We start from the raw sequence: 14,556 nt of genomic DNA, 5'->3' as shown, positions 1-14,556 counted from the left end.
AGAATCGCAAGCAGCCTGAACCAAGAACAACAGAGGAGGAGTACGCCTTGCGCGACTTTGACGACACCTGGCCGCCCGAGCACCCTGCCGCGGCCTCTGACGCCCACCCCAACCAGTTTGCCCTGCTGCGCCAGCGCCGTTTCGCGCCGTTTTTCTGGACGCAGTTCTGCGGCGCCGCCAACGACAACCTGTTCAAGTTCGCTTTCACCGTCATGGTGACCTACCAGCTCAGCATCGGCTGGCTGCCGCCCGCCATGGCCGGGCTGGTGATTGGCGCACTGTTCATCCTGCCCTTCGTGCTGTTTTCCGCCACCAGTGGTCAGCTGACCGACAAGTTCGAGAAGACGGCCATGATCCGTTTCGTCAAGAACATGGAGATCGCCATCATGCTCGTGGCAGCTTGGGGCTTCATCATGGCCAACGTGCCGGCGCTGCTGCTGTGCACCTTCATGATGGGCCTGCACTCCACGCTGTTCGGCCCGGTGAAGTTCGCCTACCTGCCGCAGGTGCTGCACGAACGCGAGTTGACGGGGGGTAACGGCATGGTGGAGATGGGTACCTTCGTCGCCATCCTGCTCGGCAACGTGGTGGGTGGCCTCATCGTCGCCATGCCGGAAGTGGGCCACCAGAACGTGGCGCTGGCCTGCGTCGTTCTGGCGGTGCTCGGGCGTGTGGTGGCCGCGCGCATTCCGTTCGTGCCGGCCACCGACCCGGGTTTGAAAATCAACTGGAACCCCTTCAGCGAAACCTGGCGCAATCTCAAGCTGGCCCACGGCAACATCGTGGTGTTCCGCTCGCTCTTGGGCATCAGCTGGATGTGGTTCTTTGGCGCCGTCTTCCTGAGCCAGTTCCCCAGCTTCGCCAAGGAGGTGCTACACGGCGACGCGCACGTGGCCTCGGCCCTGCTGGTGGTGTTCTCCATCGGCATCGGCATCGGCTCGCTCATGTGCGAGCTGCTCAGTCGCCGCCATGTGGAAATTGGCCTGGTGCCGCTGGGCGCCATCGGCATGACGGTGTTCGCCGTCGACCTCTACTTTGCTTCCCGTGGCCTGCCCGCAAGCGAGGTGATGGGCCTGGCCGCCTTCCTGGCCCAGCCGGCGCACTGGCGCGTCATGGCCGATCTGCTGCTGCTCAGCCTGTTTGCCGGCCTCTACAGCGTGCCCATGTACGCGCTGATCCAGCTGCGCAGCCCGGCCACGCACCGCGCGCGCATCATTGCCGCCAACAACATCCTCAACGCGCTGTTCATGATCGCCAGCTCGCTCATCGCGGGCGCGCTCTTGGCCATGGACGTCACCATTCCACAGATCTTTTTCCTGGGGGGCCTGGCGAACGCGGTGGTGGCGCTCTACATCTTCCTGCTGGTGCCGGAGTACCTGCTGCGCTTCGTGGCCTGGGTGCTGAGCCACTTCGTCTACCGCTTCAAGGTGCGGGGTGACGAGCACATTCCTTCAGAAGGCCCGGCCATCCTGGCCTGCAACCACGTGAGTTTTGTCGACGCCGTGCTGCTGCAGGCTGCCAGCCCGCGCCCCATCCGCTTTCTCATGGACCACCGCATCTTCAAGGTACCGGTGCTGGGCTGGCTGTTCAAACTGGCCAAGGCCATCCCCATCGCCCCGCGCGCCGAAGACCCGGCCGCCTACGAGGCGGCCTTTGCCGCTGCCGTCAAGGTGCTGAAAGAGGGCGACCTGCTTGGCATCTTCCCCGAAGGCGGTATCACCCAAGACGGCACGTTGCAAGAGTTCAAGGGCGGCATCATGAAGATCCTGGAGCAGCAACCCGTGCCGGTGGTGCCTATGGCGCTGACCAACCTGTGGGGCTCCTACTTCAGCCGCATCGAGCTGGTAGGCGGCAAGCCGACGGCGATGGCCAAGCCGTTTCGACGGGGGATATTTAATGTGGTGGGGTTGAATGTGGGTGAAGCGATCACAGCGGATGAAATGCAGTTGGAGAGGTTGCAGAATCAGGTGGTTCAGTTGTCTTTCAACAGGTAGCCGACAATTCCTACTAAGACTATTTGGAGAAACGCATGGCCATTCCTGACTACCAGACATGCATGCTTCCTTTTCTGAAAGCGCTGACGGATGGAAAAGAACATACCTTGGGACAGTTAGAGGAAGATCTCGCCGCCCGCTTCCAGCTTTCGCCTACGGAGTTGGCCGAGTTACTTCCAAGTGGACAACAGCGTGTGTTTCGAAATCGAATTGGTTGGGCAAGAACGTACCTTAAGAAAGCGGCTTTGATTGAGGCACCCAAGCGAGGTGTTTTTAAGATAACCGAGCGTGGAATCAGTGTCCTAAAGACTAATCCGGAGAGGATCGACGGAAAGTATCTTGAACAGTTCCCTGAGTTCATTGAATTTCGGGAGTTGTCGCGTTCTGGAGTCGGTCGAGACGATTCGGCTACTTCAGTGCCGGGCGATACGACGCCTGAAGAGTCAATCGAGGTGGCATATCAAGGCTTAAGAGAGCAGTTGGCGCAAGAGTTATTGGCCAGAATTCTTGCGTGCTCTCCAGCGTTTTTTGAGCAACTCGTTGTCGAGCTTCTTGTAAAAATGGGATACGGCGGGTCTCGACGTGATGCTGGTGAGCGAATCGGTCAAAGTGGTGATGGTGGAATAGATGGAATCATCAAAGAAGACCGCCTGGGCCTCGACACTATCTATCTTCAAGCCAAGCGCTGGCAGGGCTCAGTCGGTAGGCCTGAAATACAAAAATTTGTTGGTGCACTTCAAGGTCAGCGTGCGAGAAAAGGTGTGTTTATTACAACCTCAACGTATACGGCTGACGCTGTTGATTACGCATCGAGGATTGACACCAAGGTGGTCTTGATTGATGGTGGCCGGCTTGCCAACTTAATGATCGATTTTGATGTTGGTGTGACGCCTTCTGCAACATACGTTGTGAAACGCGTAGATAGCGATTACTTTGAAGACAGCTGAGGCTGCCCTAGTATGGGATCAGGCCGCAATGGAAGCAGGTCTCGCATCCTACTGTTAGAGGAATGGCTTGACACTAAAGCGCAGACAGGCAACCTGGCAAGTGCAAATTTGGTCACATCGATGACGGGGGCACCCATGAAAAAACTCCCTCTTAACAAAGCCTTCACCTTGCTGGAGCCCGGCCCGGTGGTGCTCGTCACCACGCATGACGGCCTGCAGAGCAACATCATGACGATCTCCTGGACCATGGTGGTGGACTTCACGCCGGTGTTTGCCATCACCACCGGGCCGTGGAACCATTCCTTTGCTGCCATGCGCAAGACCAAGGAGTGTGTGATTGCCATCCCCACGGTGGACCTGCTGGACAAGGTGGTGGGCGTGGGCACCTGTTCGGGCACCGACACCGACAAGTTCGCCAAGTTCAAGCTCACGCCGCTGCCGGCCAGCCAGGTCAAGGCGCCGCTGATCAAGGAGTGCCTGGCCAACATCGAGTGCCGGGTGATCGACTACAACAAGAAGCACAGCATCGTCATTTTGCAAGGCGTGGCCGCCTGGGTGGACGCTGCGCGCAAGGAGCGGCGCATGCTGCACGCCGTGGGCGATGGCACCTTCATTGCCGACGGCCGCAAGCTGGACCGCCGCCAGGCGATGCGCGCCAAGCTGCCGGCGGGCGTGTAACTCCTCAGACGGTGGTCGGCGCACCGGTGACCGGTCGTAACGCGGCTGGCAAAGGCCGGGGCCGGCGGTAAGATGAATCTGAATCAAAACAACCAGGAGCCATCTCACCATGAGCACAGCCCCCCAACACTGGCGTTTCTTCCGTGCCGGCGGTTTCGACCAGGTGCGGCTCGATACCGCTGAAGAACTCCTTGCCATTGACCAGCTCGACCAGAAGCTCTGGGTGGCGCTGTCATGCCCGGTCAAGGGCATCGAGTTCGATGCCCGCACGCTGGCGCTGGTGGACAGCGATGGTGACGGCCAGATCCGCGCGCCGGAACTGCTCGCCGCCGTGCAGTGGGCCGGGGAGCGCCTGAAGAATGTGGAGGTGCTGGCGCAGCAACTGCCCGGCGTGCCGCTGGAAGCGATTCGTGACGATGACGCCGAAGGGCTGGCGATTGCGCAGGCAGCGCGCGAGCTGTTGGCCGACATCGGCGGCAACCACGGGCTGGTGACGGTGGAGGCCGCACGTGCCGCGCAGGCACGTTATGCCGAACGCGCAACCCAGGCCTGGGAGGCCGCCGGTGCGCAGGCCCGCCCGCTGGGCGACGCCACCGAGGCCGCGCATGCGGCGCTGCTGGCGGTGACCGAGAAAGTGGAAGACTGGTTTGTGCGTTGCCGGCTGGCGGCGTTCGACACACGCGCCGGTGCGGCGCTCAATGCTGCGGATGAAGCCCTGGTGTCTTTGGGCAGCAGCACGCTCACCGCCGATGCCCAGGACATTGCCGCCCTGCCGCTGGCACGGGTGGAAGCCGGCGCGCAACTCTCACTCACCAGCGGCCTGAACCCGGCCTGGGCCGAACGCATCAACACCTTGCGCGATGCAGCGGTGACGCCCTTGCTGGGCCAGCGCGACACGTTGAGCGAAGCCGATTGGCTGGCCCTGAAGGACAAGCTGGCGCCCTATGCAACTTGGCTGACCGCCAGGCCCGACCCGGCAGCCGAGGGTGACGGCGTGCGCCAGCTGGAAAAGCTGGCCCACTACGTGCGCGACCTGATGCCGCTGGCCAACAATTTCGTCGCCTTCCGCGACTTCTATACGCGGCAGGGCAAGGCCACCTTCCAGGTCGGCACGCTGTACCTGGACGGCCGTTCCGCCGAGCTGTGCGTGGCCGTCAACGATGCCGGCCGTCATGCGGCGCTGGCCACGCTGTCGCGCATCTGCCTGGTTTATGTGGACTGCGTGCGCGGCGGCGAGAAGCTGAGCATTGCGGCGGCCTTCACCGCCGGCGACTCGGACCAGCTGATGGCGGGGCGCAACGGCGTGTTCTACGACCGCCAGGGCCGCGACTGGGACGCCACCATCAGCAAGATCGTCGATCACCCGATCAGCCTGCGTCAGGCGTTCTGGGCGCCTTACAAGCGGCTGGCGCGTTTCGTGGCCGAGCAACTGCAGAAGATGGCGGCCAACAAGGCGCGTGCGTCTGAAGACAAGATGACAGCGGCCGTGGTCGATGGCGGCAAGAAGGCGGTAGCCGGTGCCACGCCGGCCGCGGCACCGCCGCCCTTCGACGTTGGCAAGTTCGCCGGCATCTTTGCCGCCATCGGGCTGGCGGTGGGCGCGTTGGGCACGGCGCTGGCCTCGGTGCTGGCCGGGTTGTTTGCCCTCAAGTGGTGGCAGCTTCCGTTCGCGCTGGCCGGGCTGTTGCTGATCGTGTCCGGCCCGGCGGTGCTGCTGGCCTGGTTCAAGCTGCGCAGCCGCAACTTGGGGCCCATTCTGGACGCCAACGGCTGGGCCATCAATGCGCGCGCGCGCATCAACATTCCTTTCGGTACCTCGCTGACGCAAGTGGCACAGCTGCCGCCCAACGCCGAACGTGCGCTGACCGACCCCTACGCCGAGAAGAAAGCGCCCTGGGGCTGGTACGGCGCCATCCTGGCGGTGCTGCTGCTGGCCGTGTTCGCCTGGTACCTGCGCGCGCAGCTGCAGTAAGAGCGGTGTGAACGGCCTGCCGCAAGGCGGGCCGGTTGCGGTGCCGGGCTGACGGCTAGGCCATCCAGTCCGCCATCGGCTTGGGCCGCTGCAGCAGGTAACCCTGCAGGCAATCGCACCGGTTGGCGATCAGAAAGTCGGCTTGTGCTCGGGTCTCGACGCCTTCGGCAACCACCCGCAGGTTCAGGTGTCTGGCCATCGACAGAATCGACTTCACGATGGCGGTGTCACTCGGGTCGTCGGGCGTATCCTGCACAAAGCTCTTGTCGATTTTCAGCTCGTACAGCGGCAGTTTCTTCAGGTAGGCCAGGCTGGAATAACCGGTGCCGAAATCGTCGATGGAAAAACGGATGCCCATGTCGACCAGCTCGATCATGCGTCGTTTGGTCTCCTCCCAGTTCTGGATGAACAGCCCTTCCGTGACTTCGAACACCAGCCGATCAACCGGGGCGCCGGTCTCGTGCAGGATGGCGCGCACGCGGTTGACGAAGTCCTCCTGATGGAACTGGCGTGGGCTGACGTTGACGGACAGCGTGCCCTTGCGCCCGGTGGTGTCCATGTGGACCAGCATGTGGCAGGCCTGCCGGACGACCCAGTCACCCAGGGGAATGATGAGGCCGGACTCCTCGGCAATGGCAATGAATTCGAACGGTGAAATGCTGCCGAGGCTGGGATGGTTCCAGCGCAAGAGAAGTTCGCCGCCGATCTCGGTGAAGTTGTTGTCGAACTGCGACTGGACGTGCAGTTCCATCTGTCCGGCGGCAAGTGCCTGCTTGAGGTCCTGCTCCATCGCCAGCCGTGCCTCGACCTCGCCTTGCATCGTGGCCTGGAAAAATGAGATCCGGTTGCGCCCGGCGGCCTTGGCGCGGTACATGGCGGTATCGGCTTCGCGCAGAAGGTCATCGATGCCTTCATTGCTCTTGGGGAAGATCGTGATGCCGATGCTGCCGGTGCAGGCATAACGCCTGCCGTCGATATCGTGAGGGGCTTCCAGTGCCGCATGCACCTTTCTGGCAATCGACATGACGGCCAGGGAACTGGTTTCCTCGTCCGGTCCGAGGTCATTGACCAGCATCACAAACTCGTCGCCGCCCAGCCGGGCGATGGTGTCGTCGGTGCGCATGATCTCGTTCAGGTGTGAGGCGATCCGGATCAGGAGCTGGTCGCCGACGGCATGGCCCCGTGCATCGTTGATCTGCTTGAAATTGTCCAGGTCGACAAACAGCAAGGCGCCCTTTTTGCCGGTGCGCTGGGCGGACGCCAGCGCCTGTTTCATGCGGTCATGCAGCATGAGCCGGTTCGGCAGGCCGGTCAGCGCGTCCAGATAGGCCAGCCGGTAGGTGTGCTCCTCATGCTGTTTGCGCTCGGTGATGTCGCGTTCCACCGCCACCCAATGGGTGTACCAGCCGTTATCGTTTGCAACGGGAACGATGTCGATCTCGAGCCAGTATTCCTCGCCCGACTTGGTGTAGTTGACCAGCTCTTCCCGAACGGGCTGCCAGTTTTTCAGGGCTGCACCGATTCGCTCGCAGGCGTCGCGCGCCGTGTTCGGGCCTTGCAGGAAGCGGGGGCTGCGGCCGATCGCCTCTTCCCGGCTGTAGCCGGTCCGGCGTGTGAAGGCATCGTTCACATAGACGATACGGGGGCCGGGTTCACGGGTCGGCTCGGCTTCGGTGACGATCACGACGTCATTGAGGCGCGACAGGCAGGCCTCGAGCAGTCGCAGTGTCTCGTCCCGTGCCTTCAGATCGATTTCTGCATGCTTGCGTTCGGTGATGTCGCGTGCGATGGCGATGAAGCGTTCGCCATCGGCCGGCCGGCTGTCTTTTCGGGCGATGGAAAGCTCAAACCATTTGTCGCCATCGGGGTGCGGCGCCAGGTACTGCTTTCCGATCGAGAAGCCCTGCGCCCCCGCTTCCTGCACCGCCTCCATCCAGATGGTTGCGGCCTCGGCCGGCAACATGTCGGACAGCTTGCGCCCGAGAAACGATGTTGGGCGTGCAGACAGAAGGTCGGCGCGTGAAGACCGGTAGTGGTGAATGCGCCCATCCCGTCCCAGTTCCACCAGCAGGTCGGGAATGGCGTTCAGCGTGCTTTCCAGATCATCGCGGATGCCGCGCAGCTCCCAGGTTTTCTCGCGTGCTAGCGCAATGGCACGGGCCTTGCCGGTCGTCAGCATCCAGGTGACCCAGCCAAACAGCAGGCTCAAGAGCACGCCCACCAAAGCCACTTGTGTGTGCGCGACGTTGTCGAACCGCCGCTCGAACCCGGGCAAGGTGGCCACCTCGATCTGCCAGCGGTGGCCGCCCACATCCAGGGCGTTTCGGCTTCTGAGCTGGGTGCTGGCCTCGCCGCCGTCCTGCTGACCGCTGCGAAAGAGGAGCGTCTCGGGAGTACCTGCCGCACTCTCGAAGATGCTCAGGCCGATATCGGTTCCCAGCTCAATGTTGAGCCCGGCGATCAGGTCGGGAATCCGGAAGGGGGCATCGACCCAGGCCAGCAGGGCTTTGCGGCGGTCCTCCGGCGTGTCGAGCCGTGCGCCATTGGCATAGATGGGCAAATACATCACGACGGCTGCCGGCGCGTCCGGTTTGCCGACATCCTGCCTGAGCTGGAGCTTGCGCGACAGCACCACCTTGCCGCTGTCCCGCGATGTGTGCAGCGCCTCCTGCGCCTGCGGAATCGTCAAGATATCAAAGCCCACGACATTGCGGTTGTCGTTCGACAGCGGTTCAATCAGGGCAATCGGGGCGTAGACGTCGCGTTCGCCATCAGGTCGCAGGCGATATTCGGGGAAGCCGCGTGCGCGCGTGTTGGCGATGTGCCGTTCCTTCTGCGTCCCGGGCACATGCAAGACGAGAGCGACACCCTGGAGTCCCGGCTCTGAAACGGACAGCTGCAAGGCTTGGGCATAGGTAAAGAACTCGTGCCGGTCGATCTGCGCCGAGCCGGCGAAGTAGCCTTTGATGCCGCGCAGCACCAGTTCATAGTTGGCCAGTCTGTCCTTGATGCCGCGGTTGATCCGCTCGACTTCCAGTTCAAAGCTGTGCTGGCGTTTTGCGCTGGTTTCGTTCTTCGCATCATGCCAATACCAGAAGGTGATGGTCAGCATGAGAAGCGACACGAGCAAAGACCAGCCCAAGCTGGTGCCTGCTGTGCTCATGTGGATGTCCCCGTTCCGGCGGTGATTGGGAGAGGTCTTCATGCGGTCATCCGGTTTGACGTGACACCTTAGGTTCTAACGTGCATAACCCAGTCTGTCGTGAATTCAGGATTGCGACAAGTCAGGTAAAGCCCGCTGTCTTTTGTCGGCGACACCGTGTTGGCTTAGGGGCCAATACCCATGATCGAATCGTGGGCACGCAGATCGATCACATCCAGCTGCGGATGCCCATGATGTTTCAAACGCGGTCATCAGGGATATGGCGTGCAGCAAGATCCCTGCCAGTTCTTGGCATCACGCAGCAGAGGGGGCGGTGTACGAAGCCTGCCGCGCCACGCGGCGCTTACACGCCGCGCGCCCGGTCCGCGTGGAACTGCTGCACGAAGGTGCCGAAAGTCCCGGCATCCAGCGCTGCGCGCACCTCGCGCATCAGGTTCAGGTAGTAGTGCAGGTTGTGCACCGTGGTCAGCATGGGGCCGAGCATTTCGCCGCAACGGTCGAGGTGGTGCAGGTAGGCGCGGCTGAAGCCCTCGCGCCCGCCCTGCGCATAGGGCACACCCGAGCGGCCGGCGCAGGCGTAGCAGGTGCAGGTCTCGTCCAGCGGGCGCGCGTCGCTCTTGTGGCGTGCGTTGCGGATCTTCAGGTCGCCGAAGCGCGTGAACAGGTGGCCGTTGCGCGCGTTGCGTGTGGGCATGACGCAGTCGAACATGTCGAAGCCCTGCTGCACGCCGTACACCAGGTCTTCCGGCGTGCCCACGCCCATCAGGTAGTGCGGCTTGTGCGCCGGCAGGCGCGGGCCGCAGTGGCGCATCAGGCGTTGCATGTCTTCTTTCGGCTCGCCCACGCTGACGCCGCCCACCGCAATGCCGGGGAAGTTGAGTTCTTCCAGCCCGGCCAGCGATTCGTCGCGCAGGTTTTCGTACATGCCACCCTGCACGATGCCGAACAGGGCGTTGGGGTTTTCCAGTCGCGCAAATTCGTCCTGGCAACGCTTGGCCCAGCGCAGCGAGAGCTCCATGGACACGCGCGCCTCGCGCTCGGTGGTGAGCTGGCCTTTGGTCTTGGGGTCGAGCGAGACATAAGGCGTGCACTCGTCGAACTGCATCACGATGTCGGAGTTCAGCACGGTCTGGATCTGCATCGACCCTTCGGGCGTGAGGAAGAGCTTGTCACCGTTGACGGGCGAGGAGAACTTCACGCCTTCCTCGCTGATCTTGCGCATCTCGCCGAGGCTCCAGACCTGGAAGCCGCCCGAGTCGGTGAGGATGGGTTTGTTCCAGTTTTCGAACTGGTGCAGGCCGCCGAAGGACTTCATCACGTCCAGACCCGGGCGCATCCAGAGGTGGAAGGTGTTGCCCAGGATGATCTGCGCGCCCATGTCCTCCAGGCTCTGCGGCATCACGCCCTTGACGGTGCCATAGGTGCCCACCGGCATGAAGACGGGTGTTTCCACCACGCCGTGGTTGAGCGTCAGGCGGCCGCGACGGGCATGGCCGTCGGTTTTGGAGATGTCGAATTTGAGCATGGGCTCGATTTTCGCAAACTCGCCGGGGGCTGGCGGGGTTATTGCGCCAGTCGACGATACCCGTGCGTCGTTTCGTCGAGAATGCAGCGGTCTGTTTTTTATCGTCAAGTCTAGGAGTCCCCCATGAAATCCCGCGCCGCCGTGGCCTTTGCAGCCGGTCAACCCCTGCAGATCGTCGAGATCGACGTCGCTCCGCCGAAGAAGGGCGAGGTCTTGGTGAAGATCACCCACACTGGCGTCTGCCACACCGACGCCTTCACGCTCAGCGGTGACGACCCTGAGGGTATCTTCCCCGCCGTGCTGGGCCACGAAGGCGCGGGTGTGGTGGTAGAAGTGGGTGAGGGCGTCACCAGCGTCAAACCCGGTGACCACGTCATTCCGCTCTACACCGCCGAATGCGGCGAGTGCCTGTTCTGCAAGAGCGGCAAGACCAACCTCTGCGTGGCCGTGCGCGCCACCCAGGGCAAGGGCCTGATGCCCGACGGCACCACCCGCTTCAGCTACAACGGCCAGCCGATCTACCACTACATGGGCTGTTCCACCTTCAGCGAATACACCGTGGTGGCCGAAGTCTCGCTGGCCAAGATCAACCCCGCGGCCAACCCTGAGCAGGTCTGCCTGCTGGGCTGCGGCGTCACCACCGGCCTGGGCGCCGTGAAAAACACTGCCAAGGTGCAGCCCGGCGACAGCGTGGCCGTGTTCGGTCTGGGTGGCATCGGCCTGGCCGTGATCCAGGGTGCCAAGCTGGCGCAGGCGGGCCGCATCATCGCCATTGACACCAACCCTTCCAAGTTCGACCTGGCGCGCACTTTTGGCGCCACCGACTGCATCAACCCCAAGGACTACGACAAGCCGATCCAGCAAGTCATCGTGGAGATGACCACCTGGGGCGTGGACCATTCCTTTGAGTGCATCGGCAATGTGAACGTCATGCGCGCCGCGCTGGAGTGCGCGCACCGCGGCTGGGGCCAGAGTGTCATCATTGGCGTGGCCGGTGCAGGGCAGGAGATCAGCACCCGGCCCTTCCAGCTCGTCACCGGCCGGCGCTGGCTGGGCACGGCGTTTGGTGGCGTCAAGGGCCGTTCGCAGCTGCCGGGTATGGTGGAAGACGCGATGAAAGGTGATATCCAGCTCGCGCCCTTCGTTACGCATACGCGTGGCCTGCAGGACATCAACGAAGCCTTCGACCTCATGCACGAAGGCAAGTCCATCCGCACTGTCGTCCATTACTGAGCCAGAGGAGATCACGCATGAACCGCGTTGAGCGCCACGCCAGCTTTGGCGGCCGGCAGGAAGTCTGGAAACACACGTCCGCCACCCTGGGCTGCGACATGAAGTTCGGCATCTACCTGCCACCGGCGGCGGTGGCGGGTGAGCGCTGCCCCGTGCTCTACTGGCTCTCGGGCCTGACCTGCAACGAACAGAACTTCATCACCAAAGCCGGCGCGCAGGAACACGCTGCGCGTCATGGCTTCATCCTCGTCGCACCCGACACCAGTCCGCGCGGCCCCGGTGTGCCCAATGACGAGGGGTATGACCTCGGCGAGGGCGCAGGCTTCTACCTCAACGCCACGCAGGCCCCCTGGGCGCAGCACTACCGCATGCAGGACTACGTGGCGCAGGAACTGCCCGCGCTGATCGAGCAGCACTTCCCTTCCACCGAGCAGCGCGGCATCTTCGGCCACAGCATGGGCGGCCACGGCGCGCTCGTCACCGCGCTGCGCCACCCGGGTCGTTACCGCAGCGTCTCGGCCTTCGCGCCCGTGGTGGCGCCCAGCCAGGTGCCCTGGGGCAGCAAGGCCTTCATGGCTTATCTGGGTGAGGATCGGGACGCGTGGAAAGCCTGGGATGCGGTGGAACTGATCGCCACCGCCCAAGAGCGCCTGCCCCTGCTGGTGGACCAGGGCGAAGCCGATGAATTCTTAGCCAAGCAGCTGCGGCCGGAGTTGCTGCAGCAGGCGTGTGATGCGGCGGGGCACCCGCTGACGCTGCGCCGCCACGCGGGCTACGACCACAGCTATTACTTCATCGCGAGTTTCATGGCGGACCACTTTACCCACCACGCGAAGGCGCTGGGCTAAAGCGCCCAGCCTCGTGCGCCTGTTGCGTCAGTCCGCCGACATGGCGGCGGCCTTGGCCACCTTGCCCAGCCGCTCGTACTCGCTGGCCGCCAGCCGGGCCAGCATGTCGGGCGTGGAGCCTTCGGGGGTGAAGCCGCTCTTGATGAGTTTGGCCTTCACCTCTGGGTCTTGCAGCGCTTCGTTAAAGGCCTGAGACAGGCGCTGCGTGACCTTCGCGTCCATGCTCGCGGGGGCGAACACGCCGAACCAGGGGTCGATACCGTAACCCTTGAGGCCGGCCTCGGCCAGCGTCGGCACATCGGGCAGGGCGGGCGAGCGCGCCTTGCCCGCCACCGCCAAGGCGCGCAGTTTGCCGGTCTGGATATGCGGCAGGCTGGCCGGCAGGTTGTCGAACATCACCGTCAAGTGGCCGCCCAGCATGTCATTGATGCCGGGGCCACTGCCCTTATAGGGCACATGCGTCAGCTCGGTTCCCGTCATCTGACCAAACATCGCGCCTGCCAGATGCATCGAGGTGCCCGCGCCTGCTGTGCCATAGGTCAGACCCGGATGCGCTTTGGCGTAGGCGATGAACTCCTGCACGTTCTGGCTAGGCACTTTCTGAGGTGCGACCGTCAACACGATGGTTGAGTAGCCGAGCATGCTCACAGCGGTGAAGTCCTTGCGCGGATCAAAGGCCATCTGCTTGTAGATGTGCGGATTGAGCGCATTGGTCGAGATGGCGCCAAAGCCGATGGTGTAGCCGTCCGGCGCGGCCTTGGCCACAGCATCCATGCCGATGTTGCCCCCCGCGCCCGGGCGGTTCTCGATTACCACGGGCTGCTTCAACTTCCTGCCCACGAACTCGCCGGTCGTTCTTGCCACCAGGTCGGTGGTGCCACCGGCCAGATAAGGCACGATGAACTTGATGGGTTTGGTCGGCCAATTGCCGTCCTGGGCCAGGGCCGTGAGCGGCAAGGCCAGCGTGAGCAGGGCCAGTGAAAGGCTATGTCGGCGGGCAGGTTGCAAGGTCATTTTTGTCTCCGGAATGTGCGTTGATGTTGTTGTAGGGGGCATTCTGTCAGACCCCGCTGAATCAAGACGACAACGACGAATTCTGGAGCGGGTTTATGGCGAGCGTTGCAACAGCATCGCATCCCCATAACTGAAGAAGCGATAGCTGTGTTCGATCGCATGCCGGTACAGCCCCATGACGTGCTTGTAGCCTGCAAAGGCACTCACCAGCATCATGAGAGTGGACTTCGGCAGATGAAAGTTGGTGACCAGCAGGTCGGCCACCTGGAACTGGAAACCCGGGGTGATGAAGATTTCGGTGTCGCCGCTGGCCTGGCCGGTCTTGGCCCAGGATTCGAGCGTGCGGATGGTGGTGGTGCCCACGGCCACGATGCGGCCGCCGCGGGCTTTCGTTTCTGCGATGGCCTGCTGCGTGGCGGCGGGCACCTCATACCACTCGCGGTGCATGCGGTGCTCGGCCAGGTTTTCGGTTTTCACGGGCGAGAAGGTGCCGGCGCCCACGTGCAGGGTGACGTTGGCGCGGCGGATGCCACGGGCTTCCAGCGCAGCCAGCAGACCTTCGTCGAAATGCAGGGCGGCGGTGGGTGCGGCGGCGGCGCCGGGTTTGGCGGCGAACACGGTCTGGTAACGCGCCACGTCCTCGGCACTGTCGCTGTGCTCAATGTACGGTGGCAGCGGTACATGACCGTGCTGCTCCATCAACGCGTGCGGTTCGTCGCTGAACTGCAGGCGGAACAGCTGCCCATCTTCATCCGGCCAGCGACCCAGCAGCGTGGCCGTGTAGCCGCCCACCATCTGCAGCACCATGCCCACCGGTGGCTTCTTGCTCACCTTCATGTGCGCCACTACCTCAAAGCCCGGCAACACGCGCTCGATCAGCAGCTCCAGCTTGCCACCGGTCGGTTTCTCTCCAAACAGGCGAGCCTTGACGACTTGGGTGTCGTTGAAGACCAGCAGGTCGCCCGGTTGCAGCAGCCCGGGCAACTCGCGGAAGATGCGGTCCACCGGCTGTGCGCTGCGGCCGTCCAGCAGGCGCGAGGCGCTGCGCTCAGCAGCCGGGTGCTGGGCGATCAGTTCGGGGGGGAGTTCGAAATCGAAATCGCTGAGGGTGAAGACGCGCGTGGCGTCAGGGGAAGCATGGTGCATGTGCTTGAGGGTTGGACGAACCCGTGCCAAGTAAAA

General features: G+C 63.1%; 10 protein-coding genes. 6 read left to right on the top strand and 4 right to left on the bottom strand.

Annotated features, from left to right (window positions below; translation table 11 throughout):
- Positions 1-47 precede the first annotated feature (47 nt).
- The 4 genes from CDE01S_RS06770 (at position 48) to CDE01S_RS06755 (ending at position 5,591) form a co-directional block, all read left to right on the top strand.
- Positions 48-1,994: an MFS transporter gene (locus CDE01S_RS06770; protein WP_066705254.1), complete on the top strand. Its 1,947-nt coding sequence runs from the start codon at positions 48-50 to the stop codon at positions 1,992-1,994.
- Positions 1,995-2,029: 35 nt separating this feature from the next.
- Positions 2,030-2,941 (top strand): restriction endonuclease, encoded by a 912-nt coding sequence (locus tag CDE01S_RS06765; protein WP_066705252.1) that lies wholly within the window; start codon positions 2,030-2,032, stop codon positions 2,939-2,941.
- Between the two features lie 135 nt (positions 2,942-3,076).
- Positions 3,077-3,619 carry a flavin reductase family protein gene (locus CDE01S_RS06760; RefSeq protein ID WP_066705250.1) on the top strand — a complete coding sequence of 181 codons (543 nt, stop codon included), beginning with the start codon at positions 3,077-3,079 and terminating at the stop codon, positions 3,617-3,619.
- Between the two features lie 109 nt (positions 3,620-3,728).
- Entirely contained in the window at positions 3,729-5,591 is a 1,863-nt protein-coding gene (locus tag CDE01S_RS06755) for a hypothetical protein (protein WP_066705248.1), read from the top strand.
- Positions 5,592-5,646: 55 nt separating this feature from the next.
- On the opposite strand, the gene CDE01S_RS06750 is transcribed toward CDE01S_RS06755, so the two are convergent.
- Both CDE01S_RS06750 and tgt read right to left on the bottom strand, forming a co-directional pair.
- On the bottom strand, positions 5,647-8,754 hold the full coding sequence (locus tag CDE01S_RS06750) for a bifunctional diguanylate cyclase/phosphodiesterase (RefSeq protein ID WP_066705246.1): 3,108 nt from the start codon (positions 8,752-8,754) through the stop codon (positions 5,647-5,649).
- 343 nt (positions 8,755-9,097) lie between these two features.
- Positions 9,098-10,279, bottom strand: coding sequence for a tRNA guanosine(34) transglycosylase Tgt (gene tgt / locus CDE01S_RS06745; RefSeq protein ID WP_066705244.1), 1,182 nt, complete (start codon positions 10,277-10,279; stop codon positions 9,098-9,100).
- 123 nt (positions 10,280-10,402) lie between these two features.
- Between tgt and CDE01S_RS06740 the strand changes: the two genes are divergently transcribed.
- Together CDE01S_RS06740 and fghA are read left to right on the top strand one after the other, a co-directional pair.
- Complete coding sequence (locus CDE01S_RS06740; RefSeq protein ID WP_066705242.1) at positions 10,403-11,512, top strand: S-(hydroxymethyl)glutathione dehydrogenase/class III alcohol dehydrogenase; 1,110 nt, start codon at positions 10,403-10,405, stop codon at positions 11,510-11,512.
- A 17-nt stretch (positions 11,513-11,529) separates the two neighbouring features.
- Positions 11,530-12,360 (top strand): S-formylglutathione hydrolase, encoded by an 831-nt coding sequence (fghA, locus tag CDE01S_RS06735; RefSeq protein ID WP_066705240.1) that lies wholly within the window; start codon positions 11,530-11,532, stop codon positions 12,358-12,360.
- 27 nt (positions 12,361-12,387) lie between these two features.
- Here fghA and CDE01S_RS06730 read toward each other — a convergent pair whose 3' ends face one another.
- Together CDE01S_RS06730 and queA are read right to left on the bottom strand one after the other, a co-directional pair.
- Positions 12,388-13,374, bottom strand: a complete 987-nt coding sequence (locus tag CDE01S_RS06730; RefSeq protein WP_066705239.1) for a Bug family tripartite tricarboxylate transporter substrate binding protein — start codon at positions 13,372-13,374, stop codon at positions 12,388-12,390.
- A gap of 93 nt (positions 13,375-13,467) precedes the next feature.
- Positions 13,468-14,520: a tRNA preQ1(34) S-adenosylmethionine ribosyltransferase-isomerase QueA gene (queA, locus tag CDE01S_RS06725; RefSeq protein ID WP_066705236.1), complete on the bottom strand. Its 1,053-nt coding sequence runs from the start codon at positions 14,518-14,520 to the stop codon at positions 13,468-13,470.
- Between the last annotated feature and the right edge of the window lie 36 nt (positions 14,521-14,556).

Origin of the sequence: Curvibacter delicatus NBRC 14919, assembly GCF_001592265.1 — a bacterium.
In the GTDB taxonomy this organism is placed as follows: domain Bacteria; phylum Pseudomonadota; class Gammaproteobacteria; order Burkholderiales; family Burkholderiaceae_C; genus Hylemonella; species Hylemonella delicata.
This window is presented reverse-complemented; position numbering and strand designations above follow the sequence as displayed.